Raw genomic sequence first — 17,515 nt, forward strand, 5'->3', positions numbered from 1 at the left:
CGTATGAACAATTTCTCCTACCGCCGCGTTGGCGCCCTGCTGCTGGCCCTGCTCGGCACGGCCGCGCAGGCGCACGATGCCTGGATCGAGCCGGCCACGGGCGGCTTCACGGTGGTGTTCGGCCACGAGGGCAAGCTGGAAGCGGCCCTGCCCAGCAAGGTGCTCAAGGCCCAGGCGGTCGATGGCGCCGGCCGGGCGCTGCCGCTCAAGCTGGACGGGCTGCAGGTGGCCGTGGACGGCAAGCCCTCGCTGCTGCTGCTGCACTACGACAACGGCTTCTGGTCGCGCACGCCCGAGGGCAGCAGGAGCGGGCCGAAGAACGAGGTGCCCGGCGCCAGCTCGGCCTCGCACGCGCTCAAGTACGGCAAGACCGTGCAGGTCTGGGACGCTCAGGCCAGCCGTGTGCAGGGCCTGCCCGTGGAGATCGTGCCGCAGTCGGCGCAGGCGCCCGTTGCCGGCACGCAGCTGCCCGTGCAGGTGCTGTGGGACGGCCAGCCGCTGGCCGGCGCCACGCTGTCCTGGCACGAAGCCGGACAGGACAGGGACACCAAGGCCGATGCCCAGGGCCGCGCGCTGCTGCCGGTCGCCAAGGGCCGGCAGATGTTCAGCGTGAGCGCGCGCCGCCCGATCGCAGGCGACGCGCGCGCCGACACCCTGTCGGTCTCCAGCGCACTGGTGTTCGAGGCCCGCTGAACATGCGCGCCGCCCGTGCCCTCGCCTTCGCGCTCGCGGCCTGGGCCGGCACGGCCGCGGCCTGGGCGCACGCGGTGCGGCACGAGGTCGCGGTGGGCGAGGCGGTGGTCGTGGTGCTGCACTACACCGACGGCGAACCCTTCGCGTTCGAACGCTACGAACTGTTCCGCGGCCAGGGCAGCGAGCCCGTGCAGACCGGCCGCACCGACCAGCAGGGCCGCCTGGTGCTGCTGCCCGGCGCCGGCGGCGCGGCCGAAGGCTGGCGCCTGCGCGCCTACTCGGCCGACGGGCACGGCATCGAGACCGCGCTGGACTTCGCGGCGCACGACGGCGCAGCCCCCACCAGCGCCAAGGCGTCCGCGCCGGCCGACCCGGGCTGGGCGCGCGCGGCCCTCGGCGTGTGCCTGATCCTCGGCATGGGTGCGCTGGGTCAGCGCCTGCTGCGCAAGAAGCCCGCCTGATGCACATCCCCGACGGTTTCCTGTCGCCGCAGACCTACCTGCCGGCCTATGCCGTGGCGGCGGTGGCCTGGTGGGCCGCCGGCCGCGGCCTGCGCGCGCGGCTGGACGAGGCGCTGGTGCCGCGCCTGGCCGCACTCACGGCCCTGGTCTACGCCATGGGCCTGGTGATGCTGCCGCTGCCCGGCGGCACCTCGGTGCATGCCGTGGGGGTCGCCCTGCTGGCGCTGCTGTTCGGCGTACGGCTCGCCTTCCTGGCCTACAGCCTGGTGCTGCTGCTGCAGTCGCTGCTGTTCGGCGCCGGCGGCATCACGGCCCTGCCCGTCAACGCGCTGGCCATCGGCGGCGCGGGCGCGCTGGTCGCGCTCGCGGTGTTCCGCGCGCTGCGCGGCTGGCACGAAGACGCCGCCGTGCTGCTGGCCACCTGGTGCGCCGTGATGGCCTCGGCCGCGCTGGTGGCGCTGGTGCTGGGCCTGCAGCCCTGGATGGCGCACCGCGCCGACGGCACGGCGCAGTTCTTCCCGTTCGGCCCCGCCGTGGTCCTGCCGGCCATCCTCGCGCCGCACGCGCTGCTGGGCCTGGCCGAGGCCGCGCTGACGCTGCTGGTCTGGCGCGCCGCCAGGGCGCGGCGCTGGCAGTTCACATGACGCCGACCCGCTGGCTCGCGGCCTACCTGCTGGCCGTGCTGGGCCTGGGTCTGGTGCACGACGGCCGGGCCCTGGCCGCCGGCCTGCTGCTCGCGCTCTGGCTGGCCGGCCCGCAACGCTGGCGCCTGCTGCGCCGCAGCCTGCTGGCGGTGCTGGCCTTCAACCTGGCCGTGAGCGGCGGCCTGCTGCTGCAGGCCCTGCTGCAGGGCAGGCCGCTCGCGCCGCTGGCCGAGCCGCTGCTGGTGCTGAACCTGCGCGTGCTGCTGCTGGTGCTGCTGGGCTTCGTCTTCGTGGCCCGCGTCAACGTGCTGCAGGCCCTGGCCTTCGCGCCCACGCTGCAGTTCCTGGCCACGCTGGCGGCCGGCCAGGCCCAGGTGTTTGCGCGCCTGGTGCGCGAGCACGGCTTGGCGTTTCGCAGCCGCACGGCCGGCGCGGGCGGCCTGCGCGCCCGCACGCGGCATGGCGCGGCCACGGCCGGCCATCTGCTGGACCAGGCCGTGGCCGGCGCCCAGGCCTCGGCCATGGCGGTGCGCGCACGCGGCGGCTTCGATGGTTGAACTGGAGGGTGCGGCCTTCGGCTGGCCCGATGCCGCGCCGGTCTGGTCCGGCGTTTCGCTGCGCATCACGCCTGGCGAGAAGCTGGTGCTGCTGGGCGCCAACGGTGGCGGCAAGTCCACGCTGCTGCAACTGCTGGACGCGCTGGTTTTTCCCAGCGCCGGCAGCTACCGCTACGACGGCGAGGCCGTGACGCCGGCCCGCGCGCGCCGCACCGATTGGGCGCGGCGCTTCCGGCGCGAGGTGGGCCTCTTGTTCCAGCACCCCGAGGCCATGCTGTTCAACCCCACGGTGCGCGACGAGATCGGCTACGGCCCGCGCCGCCTGGGCCTGCCCGATGCCGAGGCGCGCATCGCCGACTGGGCCGCACGGCTGCGCATCGACCACCTGCTGGACAAGCCCCCCTTCCTGCTCTCGGGCGGCGAGAAGCAGCGCCTGGCCCTGGCCTGCGTGCTGGTGATGGAGCCGCGCCTGCTGCTGCTGGACGAACCCCTGGCCCACCTGGACCCGCGCACCGCGCGCTGGCTGCTGGACTGGCTGGCGCAGAGCCCGGCCACGGTGGTCACCAGCACGCACCAGCTGGCCAGCGCACCGCAGCTGGGCGCGCGCGCACTGGTGCTGGCCGGCGGCAGGCTGGCCTACGACGGCCCGCTGGCCGGCGCACTGGCCGACAAGGCGCTGCTCGTCCAGGCCGACCTCGCCTGACATCGGGCCGGCCGCGCGCGGCCGCGGCAGCGCCACGCCACTGTCATGGACGGTCAACACAATCGCGCCGCCCTGTACTCCCACGAGGAAACCCATGACCGAACACGACGTGTCCCACGGCCGCCGCAGCATGCTCAAAAGCAGCTCGGCCGCCATCCTGGCGGCCTTCGGCGGCCCCATCGCCGCGCTGGCCAGCCGCAACGCCGAGGCTGCGCAATGCGTGCCGGCCGTGGCCTCCACGCTGGTCGCCAGCCCCTACGGCGCGCTGACGCCCGTCAACGACCAGGTCACCGGCCTGCCGCTGCTGCAGCTGCCGCCGGGCTTCACCTACAAGTCCTACGGCTGGACCAACGACCTCATGAGCGATGGCCTACTGACGCCTTCCACGCATGACGGCATGGGCGTGGTGCGTTCGCGCAAGGTCGGCCGCAGCAATGAGATCGTGCTGGTGCGCAACCACGAGCGCTCGACCAGTTCCAACCCCGACAACATCCTGGGCGCCGGCCGCGCCCGCGTGGCCAAGCACGACACCGGCGCCACCAACGGCGCCTACCAGGTCGGCGGCACCACCAACCTGGTGTTCCGCGACGGCAACTTCGTCGAGAGCTACGCCTCCTTCGGCGGTACCTACCGCAACTGCGCGGGCGGCTCGTCGAACTGGGGCTCTTGGCTGACCAACGAGGAGATCCGCAGCAACGCCATCAGCAGCGAAGGCAAGAAGCACGGCTACATCTTCGAAGTGCCGGCCGACACCAGCCTGACCGCGGCCAACCCGCTGCCCATCGTCGGCATGGGCCGCATGGCGCACGAGGCCAGCGCACTCGACCCGGACACGGGCTACTGGTACCTGACCGAGGACCAGGGCAACGCGAACACGCTGTACCGCTTCCTGCCGAACAACGTGGACGGCGGCCTCGACTCGCTGCACGCGGGCGGCCGCCTGCAAGGGCTGAAGGTCCGAGGCGTCATGAACGCCGACATGCGCATGCCCACGCTGTGCCAGGAGTTCGCCATCGAATGGGCCGACATCCCCGACCCCGACATGGACGGCGCCACGCTGGCCTCCATCGTCGGCAACGTGTCGGCCGCCGGCCCCTACATCCAGGCCTATGCCAATGGCGCGGCGGTGTTCGGTGCCTGCGAGGGCTGCTGGGTCGCCAACGGCACGGTGTTCTTCACCGACAAGCAGGTCACGTCCAACCCCAACCGCGCCGGCCGCATCTGGGCGCTGGACCTGGCCAGCAACACGCTCAAGGCCATCCTGGTCAGCAACGACATCACGGTCGGCAACTCGCCCGACAACCTGTGCGTGAGCCCGCGCGGCGGTGTGCTGTTCAACGAGGACGGCAGCGGCTCCGGCCTCAATGCGGCGGGCCAGCCCATCTCGGTGCCCGCGCAGCGGCTGATGGCGCTGAACCCCGACGGCACGACCTATGAATTCGCCGCCAACAACTACAACTGCACCGCCGCAGAGCTGATGGCGGCCGGCAAGACCAACGGCGTGACCGGCAACCGCCGCAACACCGAATGGTGCGGCTCGGTGTTCAGCCCGGACGGCCGCGTGCTGTTCGCCAACCTGCAGGGCCCGGGTCTGACCGTGGCCATCACCGGCCCCTGGGCCAAGGGCACGCTGTGAACGCCCATCCCCTTCAAGGAAAGACATCCATGCATCCGTTCAAGCAATTCGCGGCCGTGGCCGCCATCACCGCCGGCGCCCTGTTCGCTGCCCCGGCATCCGCCGTCGTGGTCTCCGGCTTCTCCGGCGGCGCCGGCAGCACCGTGGACGACTACAGCACGGTGGGCCTGGCCTCGTTCGACCTGAACCTGGCAAGCGCCGCACCGGCCAAACTGCGCTTCACGCTGGAGGCCGGCGACGTTGGCAGCCCGCTGTCGTTCAACGCCATCGTCAACAACTTCTTCGGCCTGGGCATCGAGCACTTCGCGCTGACGCTGGGCGGCGCGGCGTTCCTGTCGATCGGCAGCGTGGGCGATGGCGGCTTCGGCTCCAACCCCCAGGCCAGCGGCATGGGCAGCACGGCCCTGGTCGACTTCGCGTCGCCCGAGTACGTGTTCTTCACCGTGGGCGACCCGCTGGCCGCCGGCGGCCAGGACTGGCTGATCGATGTGTCGGGCCTGGGCGTGGGCGACAGCTTCACGCTGCAGATGTCCACCGTGCCCGAGCCCGGCAGCCTGGCACTGCTGCTGCTGGGCCTGGCCGGCGCGGGCATGGCGGCCCGTCGGCGCCGCTGAGCGAAATTGCCCCCTGGCGCCTGGCGCCGGGGGCGCGACCATCACTGCGGCTGGAAGCCGCTGTCCTTGATGATCTTCGCCCAGGTCTTGGTGTAGGCCTGCTCGCGGCTGTGCAGTTGCTGCTGCGGCATGTAGCCCACCGTGAGGCCCATGGCCGTGAGCTTCTCGCGCACGTCGGACATGGCGATGACCTTGGCCACGGCGGCCGAGAAGCGGTCGATCGCGGCCTGCGGTGTGCCGGCCGGCGCGAAGATGCCGTAGTAGGGCAGGTCCTCGAAACCGGAAACGCCGAGCTCGGCGAAGGTCGGCACATCGGGCATGGCGGCCTGGCGCGCGCTGCCCAGCACGCCGACCACGCGGATCTTGCCGGCCTTGTGGTTCTCGATGAAGTCGGGCACTGAGCCGACGCCCGCGCTGATCTGGTTGCCCAGCATGTCCGCGATCATGGGCGCGCTGCCGCGGTAGGGCGCGGCCAGCAGGTCCATCTTGTACTTGTCGGCCAGCACCTTGACCAGGAACTCGGGCGTCGAGGCCGGCGCCGGGATGCCGATGGTGCCGCGCCCCCCCTGGCTCTTGAGCCAGTTCAGGTACTCGGGCATGGACTTGGCGGGCGTGCCGCCCGACACCGCGAGCGCATTCACGAAGGTGGCGAAGCCGGCCACGGCGACGAAGTCCTTGGCCGGGTCGAAGCCCGGGTTCTTCGTGACCAGCGGCAGGATGGAGACGGTGTGGTCGTGCGTCAGGAAGAAGGTGTTGCCATCGGGCGCGGAGGTCTTGAGCGCATTGGCTGCGATCTGGCCACCGGCGCCGGCGCGGTTGTCGACGATCACGCTCTGGCCGAGTTCGCCCTGGAGCTTGTCCGCCAAGGTGCGGGCGATCACGTCGGTGCCGCCGCCGGCTGGAAAGCCGACCAGCAGCCGCACCGTGGACTGGGCCTGGGCGGCCAGGCCCGTGCCCAGCAAGGCCGCCACGGCCAGGGCCTGGGTGAGCCGGCGGCGGACCGTGCAAGGCGAAGAAGGTCGAGACATGGGATCGGTTCCTGTAGGACGGGGGGACACAAAAAACGCAAGAACGATACCAGAGCCCCCGGACACAATCGCCCCGTTCCTACACCGGGGCTTGCAGGGCTCAGGCACACTGGGCGGCCCACTGGTTCAAGAGAGAGACCCGACCCATGCAAGTGCAAGTGAACACGACCGGACTGCCCAACAAGGAATCGCTGGACCGCTGGGCCGAGCAGTACCTGCAGGACGAGCTGGCGCGCTTTCGCCACGACATCACGCGCATCGAGGTGCACTTGTCGGACGAGAACGGCGGCAAGGCAGGGGGCGCCGACAAGCGTTGCCTGCTCGAAGTACGGCTGGCGCACCACCAGCCGCTGGCCGTCCACCACGACGCCGACAGCCAGGACCTGGCCGTGCGCGGCGCAGCCGACAAGCTCAAGCGGCTGGTGGAACACACGGTGGACAGGGGCCGCGACAACCGCCATCGCGAGCGCGAGTCCATCCGCAAGGACGGCGTGCCCGACGCCGATCAAGCCGACGCAGCCGCGCTGTGAGCCGCGACGCGAAGAAGGAGGCCGACCTGGCCTGGAAAGGCGGGCTGTGCTGCGTGATCGGCCTGGCCGTGCTGCTGGGTCCGCAGTTCATGCCGCCCTCGGGCATGCGCGACACGATCGCGCAGTCGGCCATCGTCGGCTGGTTCGCGCTGGTGCTGGGCCTGGCCTTCATCGGCCATTTCCTGTGGCGCCGGCGCGCCGACCGGCCTTGAGCCTCAGAGCGCGGCGGCCTGCAGTACCTGCGGCGCCGCGCCGCTGCCACGGCGCTTGAGCGCAAGGCCCAGGCGCTCGGGCCGCAGATACTCCTCGCGGTAAACGTCGAAGGGCATGGTGTCGCTGGCCTCGATGCGCTTTTGCGCCTCGATGGAAGCGCTGGACGCCGCCACGAAACGTTCGCGCAGTGCATCCGGGAACGGCAGCGCCAACAGCTGTGCGCGCGTCTGCAGCGAGTGCTGCAGCGCAAAGCGCGTGAAGCTGCTGCCATGTTCACGCGTGGCGTGCTCCAGCACGCGGGCCGAGGGCAGCGTCTCGGGCGCCAGCAGCGCGGCGCGGGCGGCCTGCACTGCCGCCACATGGCCTTGCCCACCCAGCGCAGCGTCCATGGCCTGTGCCAGCGGAAGGCATTCGTCGACGAGCTGCAGCGCCCACTCGGTCAGCACACGCTCGCGGCCGTTCTGCTCGAGCACCAGTCCCGGCTCGCGGCCGCGCGCAGCCACGCGGTGCTGGTTGCGCGCCAGCGCGGCGATCTCCTCGGGCGTGTCGGGCGGGCTGTCGTTGAGCAGGCAGTGCAGCAGGAACACGTCGAGAAAGCGCATGGTCGAGGCCGCGATGCCGAGCGGCTCGAAGGGGTCCAGGTCCATCAGGCGCACCTCGATGTACTCGACGCCGCGCTCGCGCAGCGCGTGCAATGGCCGCTCGCCGGGGTGGATCACGCGCTTGGGCCGGATCGTGCCGTAGAACTCGTTCTCGATCTGCAGCAGGCTGGTGGCCAGCTGGTTGTAGTCGCCGCCTGGGTTGCGGATGCCCACGGCCTCGTAGGCCGGATACGGCTTGGTCAGCGCCTCCTGCAGCGAGGCGCCATAGCCTTCCAGGCTGTTGTAGCTGACCGCCAGCGTGGATTGCGCATCGCTCTGGTAGCCGAGCCGGCCCATGCGCAGCGAGGTGGCGTGCGGCAGGTACATGCTGTGCTCGCCGAGTGGCTGCAGCGCATGCTCGCGGCCCTGCACGAAGCTCGCGCACACGGCCGGCGAGGCGCCGAACAGCACCAGCGGCAGGAAGGCATGGCGGCGGAAGTTGCGGATCAGGCCGAAGTAGGCCCCGCTGTCGATGCCCGGCATCGACCAGTTGTAGTGGATGCCCGAGATGGTCTGCATGCGCCGGCCATAGCGGTGGCCCAGGCCCATGCGGTAGACGCTCTTGGCGCGGCCCACGTTGGACGAACCGTAGCGGCCGATCGGGATGGTCTCGTCGGTCGGCAGGCCGCAGGGCATGCTGGAGACCCACAGCATCTCGTCGCCCTGCTCGCGCAGGACCTGGTAGACGTACTGGTGCACCTCGCGCAGTTCCGCGAGGCAGCTGTCCACATCGCCGTGCACGCCGGTGATGAGTTCCAGCTGCGACTCGCTGAAGTCGGTGGTGATGTGTTCGTGCGTGAGTGCCGAACCCAGCGCGGCCGGGTGCGGCGTCAAGGCCAGGCCGGCATCCGGCGTGGCCCGCAGGCTTTCCTTCTCCAAGCCGCGGCGGATGCCGCGCAGGCGTTCGGCCGTGAGGGCGCCCACGCGCTCCATGAGGGGCGTGCTGGCATGCAAGGTCGTTGTGGCCATTGTTGTTTCAAGCCCCGAATCTGTGTGGGGCCGGAAGGTATCACAGGCCGGCAAGCCCTGCAGGCGAGGGTTTAGCCGGCGTGTTGCACCGCGCGGCCGACTTCCAGCCGGCCCTGCTCCGAGCCGCTTTGCGGCACGGTCTCGCCTTCGCGGGCGCGCACGGCGTCCAGCGCAGCGGCCAGGCGTTCGGGCGCTTCCTCGCCGGTGCCGATCCACTGGCCCTGCGTCAGCGTGACGTGCGCAGCCTCGAACGAGCCGGCGCCGGCGCACAGCACGGCGCGCGTGGGCGCGTCTTCCGAGGCCAGCACCAGCATGGCCGGCACCACGGCGGCCGGGTCGAGCGCGCGCAGCACCTCGGGCGTCATGAGGTCCTCGGTCATGCGCGTGGCGGCCGTCGGCGCCAGGCTGTTGACGCGGATGCCGCTCTTGGCACCTTCGATCGCCAAGGTCTGCATGAGGCCGACCAGCGCCATCTTGGCCGCGCCGTAGTTGGACTGGCCGAAGTTGCCGTACAGGCCCGAGGACGAGCTGGTCATCACGATGCGGCCGTACTTCTGCTCGGTCATGAACGGCCAGACGGCCTTGCAGCAGTGCACGGCGCCCATCAGGTGCACGTCCATGACGAGACGGAAATCGGCCAGGTCCATCTTGGCGAAGCTCTTGTCGCGCAGGATGCCGGCGTTGTTGACGAGGATGTCGACGCGGCCCCAGGCGTCCACGGCCTGCTGCACCATGGCCGCCACGGCCGCGTAGTCGGTGACCGAGGCGCCGTTGGCCAGGGCCTCGCCACCGGCGGCGACGATCTCGTCGGCCACGGCCTGCGCCGCGCTGGTGGAGCCACCGCTGCCGTCGCGCGCGCCGCCCAGGTCGTTGACCAGCACCTTGGCGCCGCGTTTGGCCAGTGCCAGCGCATGTTCGCGGCCCAGGCCGCCGCCGGCACCCGTGACGATGGCCACACGGCCCTTGAAATCCAGACCCATTCGTTCGTCTCCTTGGCAAGTGGAAGCTGCGCGACAGCGGCCACCAGAAGCCTCTGGTAGCCTGCGGCACAGCAAAAAAACCGCGCAACTGTACTGGAGACGCCCCCATGGAACTGAACCTGCATGCCATCGACACGCCGCCGCGCGCGGCCTCCACCGTGGTCATGCTGCGCGACGGTGCGACCGGCCTGGAGGTGCTGCTCATGAAGCGCCACGGCCTGTCCGACGTGCTGGGCGGCGCCTACGTGTTCCCGGGTGGCAAGCTCGACCTGGCCGATGCCGAGCTCGATGCCGCACAGCACCTCGACCAGGCCGCGCCCGCGCTGCACGCCAGCCTGCACGACGCGGAACTCGACGCGGCCCAGGCCGCCGGCCTGTACGTGGCCGCCGTGCGCGAGGCCTTCGAGGAAGCCGGCGTGCTGCTGGCCGAGTCCGCCGATGGCAGCGAGCCCGACCTGGCCCGGGCCAGTGCGCTGCTCAAGGCCGGCACGCCGTTCAACGCCATGCTGGCCGAACTTGACCTGCGCGTGCAGACGCGCCGGCTCGCGCCCTGGTCGCGCTGGATCACGCCACGCGTGCCCTCGGTCATGAACAAGCGCTTCGACACGCGCTTCTTCGCGGCCATGGTGCCGCCCGAGCAGGTCGCCACGCACGACGACTACGAGACCACCGAGAGCACCTGGCTGTCGCCGCGCGCCGCGCTGCAGCGCTACTGGGACCGCGAGATCGAGATGGCGCCGCCGCAGATCATGACGCTGGCCCAGCTGGCGCGCCACGCCACGGCCAGCGACGCCGTGGCCGCGGCCCGCACGCGCCGCCCGCCGCTGATCCAGCCCGAGAGCCTGGAGGACGGCGGCACGCGCGTGGTCTGCTATCCGGGCGACGTGTGCCATCCCGTGCGCGAGCGCGCCATGCCCGGCCCGCTGCGCCTGCGCTGGCACAACAAGCGCTTCGAGCCCGTGGACGGCTTCGACGCGCTGTTCCTGTAGTCGCGGAACCTCGGCGCGGCCGGCCGCATCTCAACGCCATGCCGACCCGCCGCACGCTCACCGCCGCCCTGATCGCCTGCCCGGTCGTGCTGACGACGCGCGCCCAGCCCGTACCAAGGCCACGGCCCACGCCGGCGCAGACCGAAGGCCCGTTCTACCCCGTCGCCCTTCCGGCCGACGCCGACAACGACCTGCTGCGCAACGGCGCACGGCGCTACGCCCGCGGCCAGCCCGCCTGGCTGGACGGCACGCTGCGCGACCTGGAGGGACGGCCCGTGCGCGGCGCCCAGGTGGAGATCTGGCAGTGCGACGAGGCCGGCCACTACGACCACCCCGGCGACGGCAGCCGCCAGGACCCGGCCTTCCAGGGCTTCGGCCGCACCACGGTGGACGCCGAGGGCCGCTGGCGCTTCCGCACCATCCGGCCCGTGCCCTACAGCGGTCGCACGCCGCACATCCATGTGAAGGTGCGGCTGGGCGCGCGCGAGCTGCTGACCACGCAGCTCTATGTCGAGGGCGATCCGGGCAATGCGCGCGACTGCCTCTGGCGCCGGCTGGACACCGCCGACCGTGCGGCCGTGACCCTGCCCTACACCGCGGGCAGCGACGGCCTGCAGGCCCGCGCGGCGCTGGTGCTCGCGCTCTGACGCGCATGCACAGCGGCGGTTAGCATGCGGGCTCCAACGGCCCCGGATACCAGCCCATGCTGCAAACCCCTCCCTCGTTCACCCCGCTGCTGGCAGCGCGTGAACAGGACCTGGTGCAGAACTTCGTGTTCTGCGGTGACGAACTCCTGGTCGGTGAAGCCGATCTGGCACTGCCCGGTGCCATCGTGTGTGCCGCGCTCGGCCTGCGCAGCGCAGACTTCCTGCCCGTGGGCCTGCTCGACGAGGCCTACTGCCGCGTGGCCTGGCTGCCCAAGGGCACGCCGCTGCCCGAGGGCCTGCGCCCGCGCCGGCTGCGCGCACTGTTCGGCGCCATGGAAGAAGGCCAGTTGGCCGTCGCCGGCCGCGCCTGGCAGATCGCCGAATGGGCACGCACCCACCGCTTCTGCGGCGCCTGCGGCGGGCCCACCACGCACGTGGCCGGCGAACGCTGCATGCGCTGCCCGGCCTGCGGCCACACGGCCTACCCGCGCATCTCGCCGGCCATGATGGTGCTGGTGCGGCGCGGCCCCGAGATCCTGCTGGCACGTCACAACAACTCGCCGACACGCTTCTACACGGCGCTGGCCGGCTTCCTGGAAGCGGGCGAATCCATCGAAGAGGCCATCCACCGTGAGGTGTTCGAGGAGGTCGGGCTGCAGGTGAAGGACCTGCGCTACTTCGCGAGCCAGTCCTGGCCGTTCCCGCACTCGCTCATGGTCGCGTTCACGGCCGAATACGCGGGCGGCGAGATCCGGCTGGACGAGAACGAGATCGCCGAGGCGGTCTGGGTCGGCCCCGACGACGCGATGCCGGCCATCCCCCCACGCGGGCTCTCCATCGCCGGACACCTGATCGAGGCCCACCTGCCCGGCCGCTGAGCACATACTGCGGCGAGGAGGCACGCCATGGCCCGAACCAAGTCCCAGACCCTGCTCTCGCGCACGCGGCGCGCATTGCACAAGGGCATGCGCCAGGCCATCGGCTTCATGCCGCAGTCGGCGCGCTTCGCAGTAGCGCGCTCCTTCGTCGACTGCGACCCGGCGCCCGACCCGCGGCTCACGCTCAAGATCGCCGACACGCAGCAGGAACTCGAGGCCTGCTTCAAGCTGCTGCACGACGCCTACGTGGCGGTGGGCTTCATGCAGCCTGCGCCCTCGGGCCTGCGCGCCACCATCTACCACGCACTGCCGACCACCACCACGCTGTGCGCCAAATACGACGACGAGGTCGTGGGCACGATCTCGCTGATCCGCCAGAGCCCGCTGGGCTTTCCGCTGCAGGCGGTGTTCGATCTGTCCAGCGTGGAGGCCGAGCGCGGCCAGATCGCCGAGGTCTCGGCCCTGGCCGTGCACCCCAAGCACCGCAAGACCGGCGGCGCGATCCTGTTCCCGCTCATGAAGTTCATGCATGCCTACTGCACGCGCTTCTTCGACACGCGGCACCTGGTGATCGCGGTCAACCCGTACCACATCGAGCTCTACGAATCGCTGCTGTCGTTTCGCCGGCTGCCGCAAAAGACGGTGGCGGCCTACGACTTCGCCAACGGCGCGCCGGCCGTGGGCGCCACGCTGGACCTGAGCCAGGCCGAGCAGCTGTTCGCGCGCGCCTACGCCGGCAAGCCGCCGCGCAAGAGCCTGCACCACTACTTCTTCAAGATGGAGCTGCCCAACATCCGTCTGCCACAGCGGCGCTACTACACCACCAACGACCCGGTCATGACGCCGGCGCTGCTGGATTACTTCTTCAACCAGCGCACCCAGGGCTTCGCTGAACTCGATGCACGCAAGATCGCCATGCTGCATGAGATCTACGACCTGCCCGCCTACCAGGCCGTGCTGCCGCCTCTGGCCCAGCCGCCGGCCCAGATGGACACGCTGCGCCGGCATCCGCGCTTTTCGCTCAAGTGCAAGGGAAAGCTCGAGATCGAAATCGGCGGCCAGCGCCGGCTTGTGGAATTGCAGGTGGTCGACGTGTCGAACGAGGGCTTCCAGGCCCATGCGCGCGAGGAATTGCCGCTCAAGACCTCGGGCCGCGTGGTGGTGCACCTGGGCACGGACGAACAATCGGTGCTGCAGGTCACCGTCATGCGCGGGCGGCGGTACGACGACTATGGCGCCTACGGTTTCCTGATCAACGCCACCGACCAGCCCTGGCGCGAATGCGTGCACGCGCTGGAATCAGGCCACACGCACCACGACCTGCTGGCTTGATTCAGCGGCGCAGCGAAAGCAGCCAGGACAGGGTGCCGCAGCAAGCCACCAGCGCCGCGTAGCCGGCGATGCTGCCGTCGCGGCCCATCGCCCACAGCGCGCCCAGCAGCGCCAGGCTGCCGGCCAGGCTGGTCAGCAGCCACGCGCTCCACCAGCGCATGCCGCCGCCCCGGCCCACACGGCTGACCAGCGTGGTGCACAGCGCGACGCACAGGGCCGGCAGCACGAAGGCCAGGCCGTGCAGCAGCAGATCGACAACACCCATGGGAGAGAGCGAAGGGCTTGACACAGGTCAAGCGACAGGAAGAGGCGCCGGATTTTATAATCGCCGGCTATGGCTGTCTGGGCTCTCGGCATCAACCACCACACCGCCCCGCTGGATCTCCGCGGGCGGTTTGCGTTCGCCCTGGACCAGATCGCCCCCACGCTGGCCGGCCTGCGCTCGGCGCTGTCGGGTCCCGAGGCGGCCATCATCTCCACCTGCAACCGCACCGAGATCTATTGCGCGAATGGCGCCGCCGACGCCCAGGCCATCGACCGCACGGTGGACTGGATGGCCCATGCCGGTGGCGTGGCCCCTGCCCTGCTGCGCTCGCATGCCTACACGCTGCACGACGGCCTGGCCGCGCGCCACGTGTTCCGCGTGGCCAGCGGCCTGGATTCCATGGTGCTGGGCGAGGCCCAGATCCTGGGCCAGATGAAGGACGCCGTGCGCGTGGCCAACGAGGCCGGCGCGCTGGGCTCCACGCTGAACCAGCTGTTCCAGCGCTCCTTCTCTGTCGCCAAGGAAGTGCGCACCGCCACCGAGATCGGCGCCCATTCCATCAGCATGGCAGCCGCCGCCGTGCGCCTGGCCTCGCAGCTGTTCGAGGACCTGGGCCAGGTGCGCGTGCTGTTCGTGGGTGCCGGCGAGATGATCGAGCTGGCCGCCACCCATTTCGCAGCCAAGAGCCCCAAGTCCATCGCGATTGCCAACCGCACGCTGGAGCGCGGTGAGAAGCTGGCCGGCCGCTTCGGCGGCGAGGTCATGCGCCTGGCCGACCTGCCGGCGCGGCTGCACGAGTTCGACGCCATCGTGAGTTGCACCGCCAGCACGCTGCCCATCATCGGCCTGGGTGCCGTGGAGCGCGCGCTCAAGCAGCGCAAGCACCGGCCCATGTTCATGGTCGACCTGGCCGTGCCGCGCGACATCGAGCCCGAGGTCAAGGGCCTGGAAGACGTGTTCCTCTACACCGTGGACGACCTGGCCAGTGTGGTGCAGACCGGCCAGGCCCAGCGCCAGGCGGCCGTGGCGCAAGCCGAGGTCATCATCGACGCGGGCGTGCAGAGCTTCCTGCACTGGATGGGCCAGCGCGACCCGCAGAACGGTGTGGTGCCCTTGATCCGCCAGCTCAACAGCCAGGCGGATACCTGGCGCCAGGCTGAACTCGCGCGCGCGCGCAAGCAGCTGGCGCGTGGCGACGATGTGGACGCCGTGCTCGAAGCCCTGGCCAAGGGCCTCACGCAGAAGATGCTGCACGGCGCCATGGCCGAGTTGCACGCGGGCGACGGCCCGGCCCGCACGCACGCCGTCGAGACCATCTCGCGCCTGTTCCTGCGCAAAGAGCGTTAGCGGCGCCCATCGCCGCCTCACCGCAGCCTCTGCGCTGCGGCCCTGCCCCCATTGGACCGTCGCCCCGTGAAACCCTTTCTCCGCCAACAACTCGAGCGCTACGCGCTGCGCCTGTCCGAACTCGACTTCCTGCTGTCGCGCCAGGACATCATGGCGGACATGAAGCAGTTCATGGCCTTGTCGCGCGAGCATGCCGACGTGGCCCAGGTGGCTGGCCGCTACGCGCGCCACCAGCAACGCCAGTCCGACCTGGCCGCCGCGCAAGAGATGCTGGCCGACCCCGACATGGCCGACATGGCGCGCGAGGAGATCGCCAGCGCCGAAGCCGAACTCACGGAACTGGAGAACGAACTGCAGCGCATGCTGCTGCCCAAGGATCCGGACGACGCGCGTGCGGCCTTCCTGGAAATCCGGGCCGGCACCGGCGGCGACGAATCGGCCCTGTTCGCGGGCGACCTCTTGCGCATGTACACGCGCTTTGCCGAGCGTCGCGGCTGGAAGACCGAGCTCATCAGCGAGTCACCGAGCGAACTGGGCGGCTACAAGGAAGTGGTCATGCGCGTGGACGGCGAGGACGTCTACGGCCACCTGCGCTTCGAGTCCGGCGGCCACCGCGTGCAGCGCGTGCCCGCCACCGAGACCCAGGGCCGCATCCACACCAGCGCCTGCACCATCGCCGTGCTGGCCGAGCCCGACGAGGCCCAGGCCGTGCAGATCAACCCGGCCGAGCTGCGCATCGACACCTACCGCGCCAGCGGCGCCGGTGGTCAGCACATCAACAAGACCGACTCGGCCGTGCGCATCACCCATTTGCCCACGGGCATCGTGGCCGAATGCCAGGACGACCGCTCGCAGCACCGCAACAAGGCCAAGGCCTTGCAGGTGCTGCTCGCGCGCATCCAGGAGAAGGAACGCAGCGAGCGCGCCGCCAAGGACGCGGCCGAGCGCAAGGGCCTGATCGGCAGCGGCGACCGCAGCGACCGCATCCGCACCTACAACTTCCCGCAGGGCCGGCTGACCGACCACCGCATCAACCTCACGCTGTACAAGCTGTCCTTCATCATGGAAGGCGACCTGGAAGAGGTGGTGCAGTCGCTGCGCGCTGCGCGCGAGGCTGAGCAGCTGGCCGAGCTGGAAGTCGGCGCGGCGTGACACTGGCCCAGATCCTGGCTGCCGCGGCCGTACGCGGCCTGGACCGGCTGGACGCCCAGCTGCTGCTGCTGCACGCGCTGGGCCACGACGCCAACGACCGCGCCTGGCTGCTCGCGCACGACCAGGACGTCCCCACGCCCGAGGTGCTGCAGCGCTTCGAAGCGCAGGCCGCGCGCCGGCTCGCGGGCGAGCCGGTGGCCTACCTGCTCGGCGAGAAGGAATTCTTCGGCCTGCCGCTGCTGGTCGACGCGCGCGTGCTGGTGCCGCGCCCCGACACCGAGACGCTGGTGGAATGGGCGCTCGAACGCCTGCCCGGTGGCGGCAGCGCCCTCGACCTGGGTACGGGTAGCGGCGCCATCGCGCTGGCACTGGCCCATGCGCGACCGGACGCTCTGGTGGCGGCTGTGGACCGCAGCGCCGACGCGCTGGCCGTGGCCAGCGCCAACGCCCAGCGCCTGGGCCTGCGCGTGCGGTTCATGCAGGCCGACTGGCTGCAGGGCGCGGACGGCCCGTACGACCTGATCGTCTCCAACCCCCCCTACATCGCCGACGCCGACCCGCACCTGGCGGCACTCGTGCACGAGCCGCTGTCGGCCCTGGCAGCGGGCGAAGACGGGCTGGACGATCTGCGCACCATCGTGGCCGACGCGCCCGCTCACCTGAGCCCCGGCGGCTGGCTGCTACTGGAACATGGCTACGACCAGGCCGAGGCCGTCTGCGCCCTGCTGCGCGCCCAGGGCTTCGTGCAGGTCGGCAGCCGCATGGATCTGGCGGGCATCGCACGCTGCTCCGGCGGCCAGTGGCCGATCACAGGATAATTGCCGCCATTTCCGTCCGGAGGTTTCCCCATGAACGACACCCAACAACGCATAGCCGACCTGGTCAAGTCCAACGACATCCTGCTGTTCATGAAGGGCAGCGCCAGCTTCCCCATGTGCGGCTTCTCGGGCCGCGCCATCCAGGTGCTCAAGGCCTGCGGCGTCGACCCCAAGAACGTCAAGACCGTCAACGTGCTCGACGACGACGGCATCCGCCAGGGCATCAAGGAATACAGCAACTGGCCCACCATCCCCCAGCTGTATGTCAAGGGCGAGTTCGTCGGCGGCTCGGACATCATGATGGAGATGTACGAGTCGGGTGAACTGCGCCAGCTGCTGGGGACGACGGCCGCCTGACGGCAGCCGGCGCCCGACAACGGGGCAGCCAGGCGCTGGCAGGCTGGCACGGCTTATGCTG

21 protein-coding genes are annotated in these 17,515 nt (G+C 70.8%); 17 read left to right on the forward strand and 4 right to left on the reverse strand.

Annotated elements, in window-relative coordinates; genetic code table 11:
• Positions 1-3 precede the first annotated feature (3 nt).
• From ACSQ4M_RS31775 to ACSQ4M_RS31805, 7 genes are all read left to right on the forward strand, one after another.
• Positions 4-693, forward strand: coding sequence for a DUF4198 domain-containing protein (locus ACSQ4M_RS31775; RefSeq protein WP_436193350.1), 690 nt, complete (start codon positions 4-6; stop codon positions 691-693).
• Positions 694-695: 2 nt separating this feature from the next.
• On the forward strand, positions 696-1,154 hold the full coding sequence (locus ACSQ4M_RS31780; RefSeq protein ID WP_436193351.1) for an ABC transporter permease: 459 nt from the start codon (positions 696-698) through the stop codon (positions 1,152-1,154).
• Positions 1,154-1,798 (forward strand): energy-coupling factor ABC transporter permease, encoded by a 645-nt coding sequence (locus ACSQ4M_RS31785; RefSeq protein WP_436193352.1) that lies wholly within the window; start codon positions 1,154-1,156, stop codon positions 1,796-1,798. The genes ACSQ4M_RS31780 and ACSQ4M_RS31785 overlap by 1 nt, the downstream gene beginning before the upstream one ends.
• On the forward strand, positions 1,795-2,355 hold the full coding sequence (locus ACSQ4M_RS31790) for an ABC transporter permease (protein WP_436193353.1): 561 nt from the start codon (positions 1,795-1,797) through the stop codon (positions 2,353-2,355). The genes ACSQ4M_RS31785 and ACSQ4M_RS31790 overlap by 4 nt, the downstream gene beginning before the upstream one ends.
• Positions 2,348-3,058, forward strand: a complete 711-nt coding sequence (locus tag ACSQ4M_RS31795; RefSeq protein ID WP_436193354.1) for an energy-coupling factor ABC transporter ATP-binding protein — start codon at positions 2,348-2,350, stop codon at positions 3,056-3,058. The genes ACSQ4M_RS31790 and ACSQ4M_RS31795 overlap by 8 nt, the downstream gene beginning before the upstream one ends.
• A gap of 94 nt (positions 3,059-3,152) precedes the next feature.
• Complete coding sequence (locus ACSQ4M_RS31800; RefSeq protein WP_436193355.1) at positions 3,153-4,694, forward strand: PhoX family protein; 1,542 nt, start codon at positions 3,153-3,155, stop codon at positions 4,692-4,694.
• Between the two features lie 29 nt (positions 4,695-4,723).
• Entirely contained in the window at positions 4,724-5,308 is a 585-nt protein-coding gene (locus ACSQ4M_RS31805) for a PEP-CTERM sorting domain-containing protein (protein WP_436193356.1), read from the forward strand.
• A gap of 41 nt (positions 5,309-5,349) precedes the next feature.
• Here ACSQ4M_RS31805 and ACSQ4M_RS31810 read toward each other — a convergent pair whose 3' ends face one another.
• On the reverse strand, positions 5,350-6,336 hold the full coding sequence (locus ACSQ4M_RS31810) for a Bug family tripartite tricarboxylate transporter substrate binding protein (protein ID WP_436193357.1): 987 nt from the start codon (positions 6,334-6,336) through the stop codon (positions 5,350-5,352).
• Between the two features lie 146 nt (positions 6,337-6,482).
• Between ACSQ4M_RS31810 and ACSQ4M_RS31815 the strand changes: the two genes are divergently transcribed.
• Positions 6,483-6,866 (forward strand): HPF/RaiA family ribosome-associated protein, encoded by a 384-nt coding sequence (locus ACSQ4M_RS31815; RefSeq protein ID WP_436193358.1) that lies wholly within the window; start codon positions 6,483-6,485, stop codon positions 6,864-6,866.
• Positions 6,863-7,078, forward strand: a complete 216-nt coding sequence (locus ACSQ4M_RS31820; protein WP_056657055.1) for a hypothetical protein — start codon at positions 6,863-6,865, stop codon at positions 7,076-7,078. Before ACSQ4M_RS31815 ends, ACSQ4M_RS31820 begins: the two co-directional genes overlap by 4 nt.
• Before the next feature lie 3 nt (positions 7,079-7,081).
• Here ACSQ4M_RS31820 and gshA read toward each other — a convergent pair whose 3' ends face one another.
• Positions 7,082-8,689, reverse strand: coding sequence for a glutamate--cysteine ligase (gene gshA / locus ACSQ4M_RS31825; protein WP_436193359.1), 1,608 nt, complete (start codon positions 8,687-8,689; stop codon positions 7,082-7,084).
• 71 nt (positions 8,690-8,760) lie between these two features.
• Positions 8,761-9,669: an SDR family NAD(P)-dependent oxidoreductase gene (locus tag ACSQ4M_RS31830; protein ID WP_436193360.1), complete on the reverse strand. Its 909-nt coding sequence runs from the start codon at positions 9,667-9,669 to the stop codon at positions 8,761-8,763.
• Positions 9,670-9,776: 107 nt separating this feature from the next.
• On the opposite strand from ACSQ4M_RS31830, the gene ACSQ4M_RS31835 reads away from it, so the two are divergent.
• Genes ACSQ4M_RS31835 through ACSQ4M_RS31850 form a run of 4 tightly spaced genes read left to right on the forward strand, consistent with a single transcriptional unit; the run spans position 9,777 to position 13,515 of the window.
• Positions 9,777-10,658, forward strand: coding sequence for an NUDIX hydrolase (locus ACSQ4M_RS31835; RefSeq protein ID WP_436193361.1), 882 nt, complete (start codon positions 9,777-9,779; stop codon positions 10,656-10,658).
• 38 nt (positions 10,659-10,696) lie between these two features.
• Positions 10,697-11,305, forward strand: a complete 609-nt coding sequence (locus ACSQ4M_RS31840; protein ID WP_436193362.1) for an intradiol ring-cleavage dioxygenase — start codon at positions 10,697-10,699, stop codon at positions 11,303-11,305.
• Positions 11,306-11,361: 56 nt separating this feature from the next.
• Positions 11,362-12,183 carry an NAD(+) diphosphatase gene (nudC, locus tag ACSQ4M_RS31845; protein ID WP_436193363.1) on the forward strand — a complete coding sequence of 274 codons (822 nt, stop codon included), beginning with the start codon at positions 11,362-11,364 and terminating at the stop codon, positions 12,181-12,183.
• A gap of 27 nt (positions 12,184-12,210) precedes the next feature.
• Positions 12,211-13,515, forward strand: a complete 1,305-nt coding sequence (locus ACSQ4M_RS31850; RefSeq protein WP_436193364.1) for a GNAT family N-acetyltransferase — start codon at positions 12,211-12,213, stop codon at positions 13,513-13,515.
• Position 13,516: 1 nt separating this feature from the next.
• Here the strand turns inward: ACSQ4M_RS31850 and ACSQ4M_RS31855 are convergent, their stop codons facing one another.
• The gene (locus ACSQ4M_RS31855) at positions 13,517-13,780 is read right to left on the reverse strand and encodes a hypothetical protein (RefSeq protein ID WP_436193365.1); all 264 of its coding nucleotides are present in this window, start codon (positions 13,778-13,780) and stop codon (positions 13,517-13,519) included.
• A gap of 69 nt (positions 13,781-13,849) precedes the next feature.
• On the opposite strand from ACSQ4M_RS31855, the gene hemA reads away from it, so the two are divergent.
• The 4 genes from hemA (at position 13,850) to grxD (ending at position 17,454) form a co-directional block, all read left to right on the forward strand.
• Positions 13,850-15,127, forward strand: a complete 1,278-nt coding sequence (gene hemA, locus ACSQ4M_RS31860; protein WP_436193366.1) for a glutamyl-tRNA reductase — start codon at positions 13,850-13,852, stop codon at positions 15,125-15,127.
• A gap of 66 nt (positions 15,128-15,193) precedes the next feature.
• Complete coding sequence (gene prfA / locus ACSQ4M_RS31865) at positions 15,194-16,279, forward strand: peptide chain release factor 1 (protein WP_436193367.1); 1,086 nt, start codon at positions 15,194-15,196, stop codon at positions 16,277-16,279.
• Positions 16,276-17,097, forward strand: coding sequence for a peptide chain release factor N(5)-glutamine methyltransferase (gene prmC / locus ACSQ4M_RS31870; protein WP_436193368.1), 822 nt, complete (start codon positions 16,276-16,278; stop codon positions 17,095-17,097). The genes prfA and prmC overlap by 4 nt, the downstream gene beginning before the upstream one ends.
• Before the next feature lie 30 nt (positions 17,098-17,127).
• Positions 17,128-17,454, forward strand: coding sequence for a Grx4 family monothiol glutaredoxin (gene grxD, locus ACSQ4M_RS31875; RefSeq protein WP_436193369.1), 327 nt, complete (start codon positions 17,128-17,130; stop codon positions 17,452-17,454).
• The last annotated feature ends 61 nt before the right edge of the window (positions 17,455-17,515 follow it).

Origin of the sequence: Pseudorhodoferax sp. LjRoot39 (genome assembly GCF_964253035.1) — a bacterium.
Lineage (GTDB): Bacteria > Pseudomonadota > Gammaproteobacteria > Burkholderiales > Burkholderiaceae_C > Pseudorhodoferax.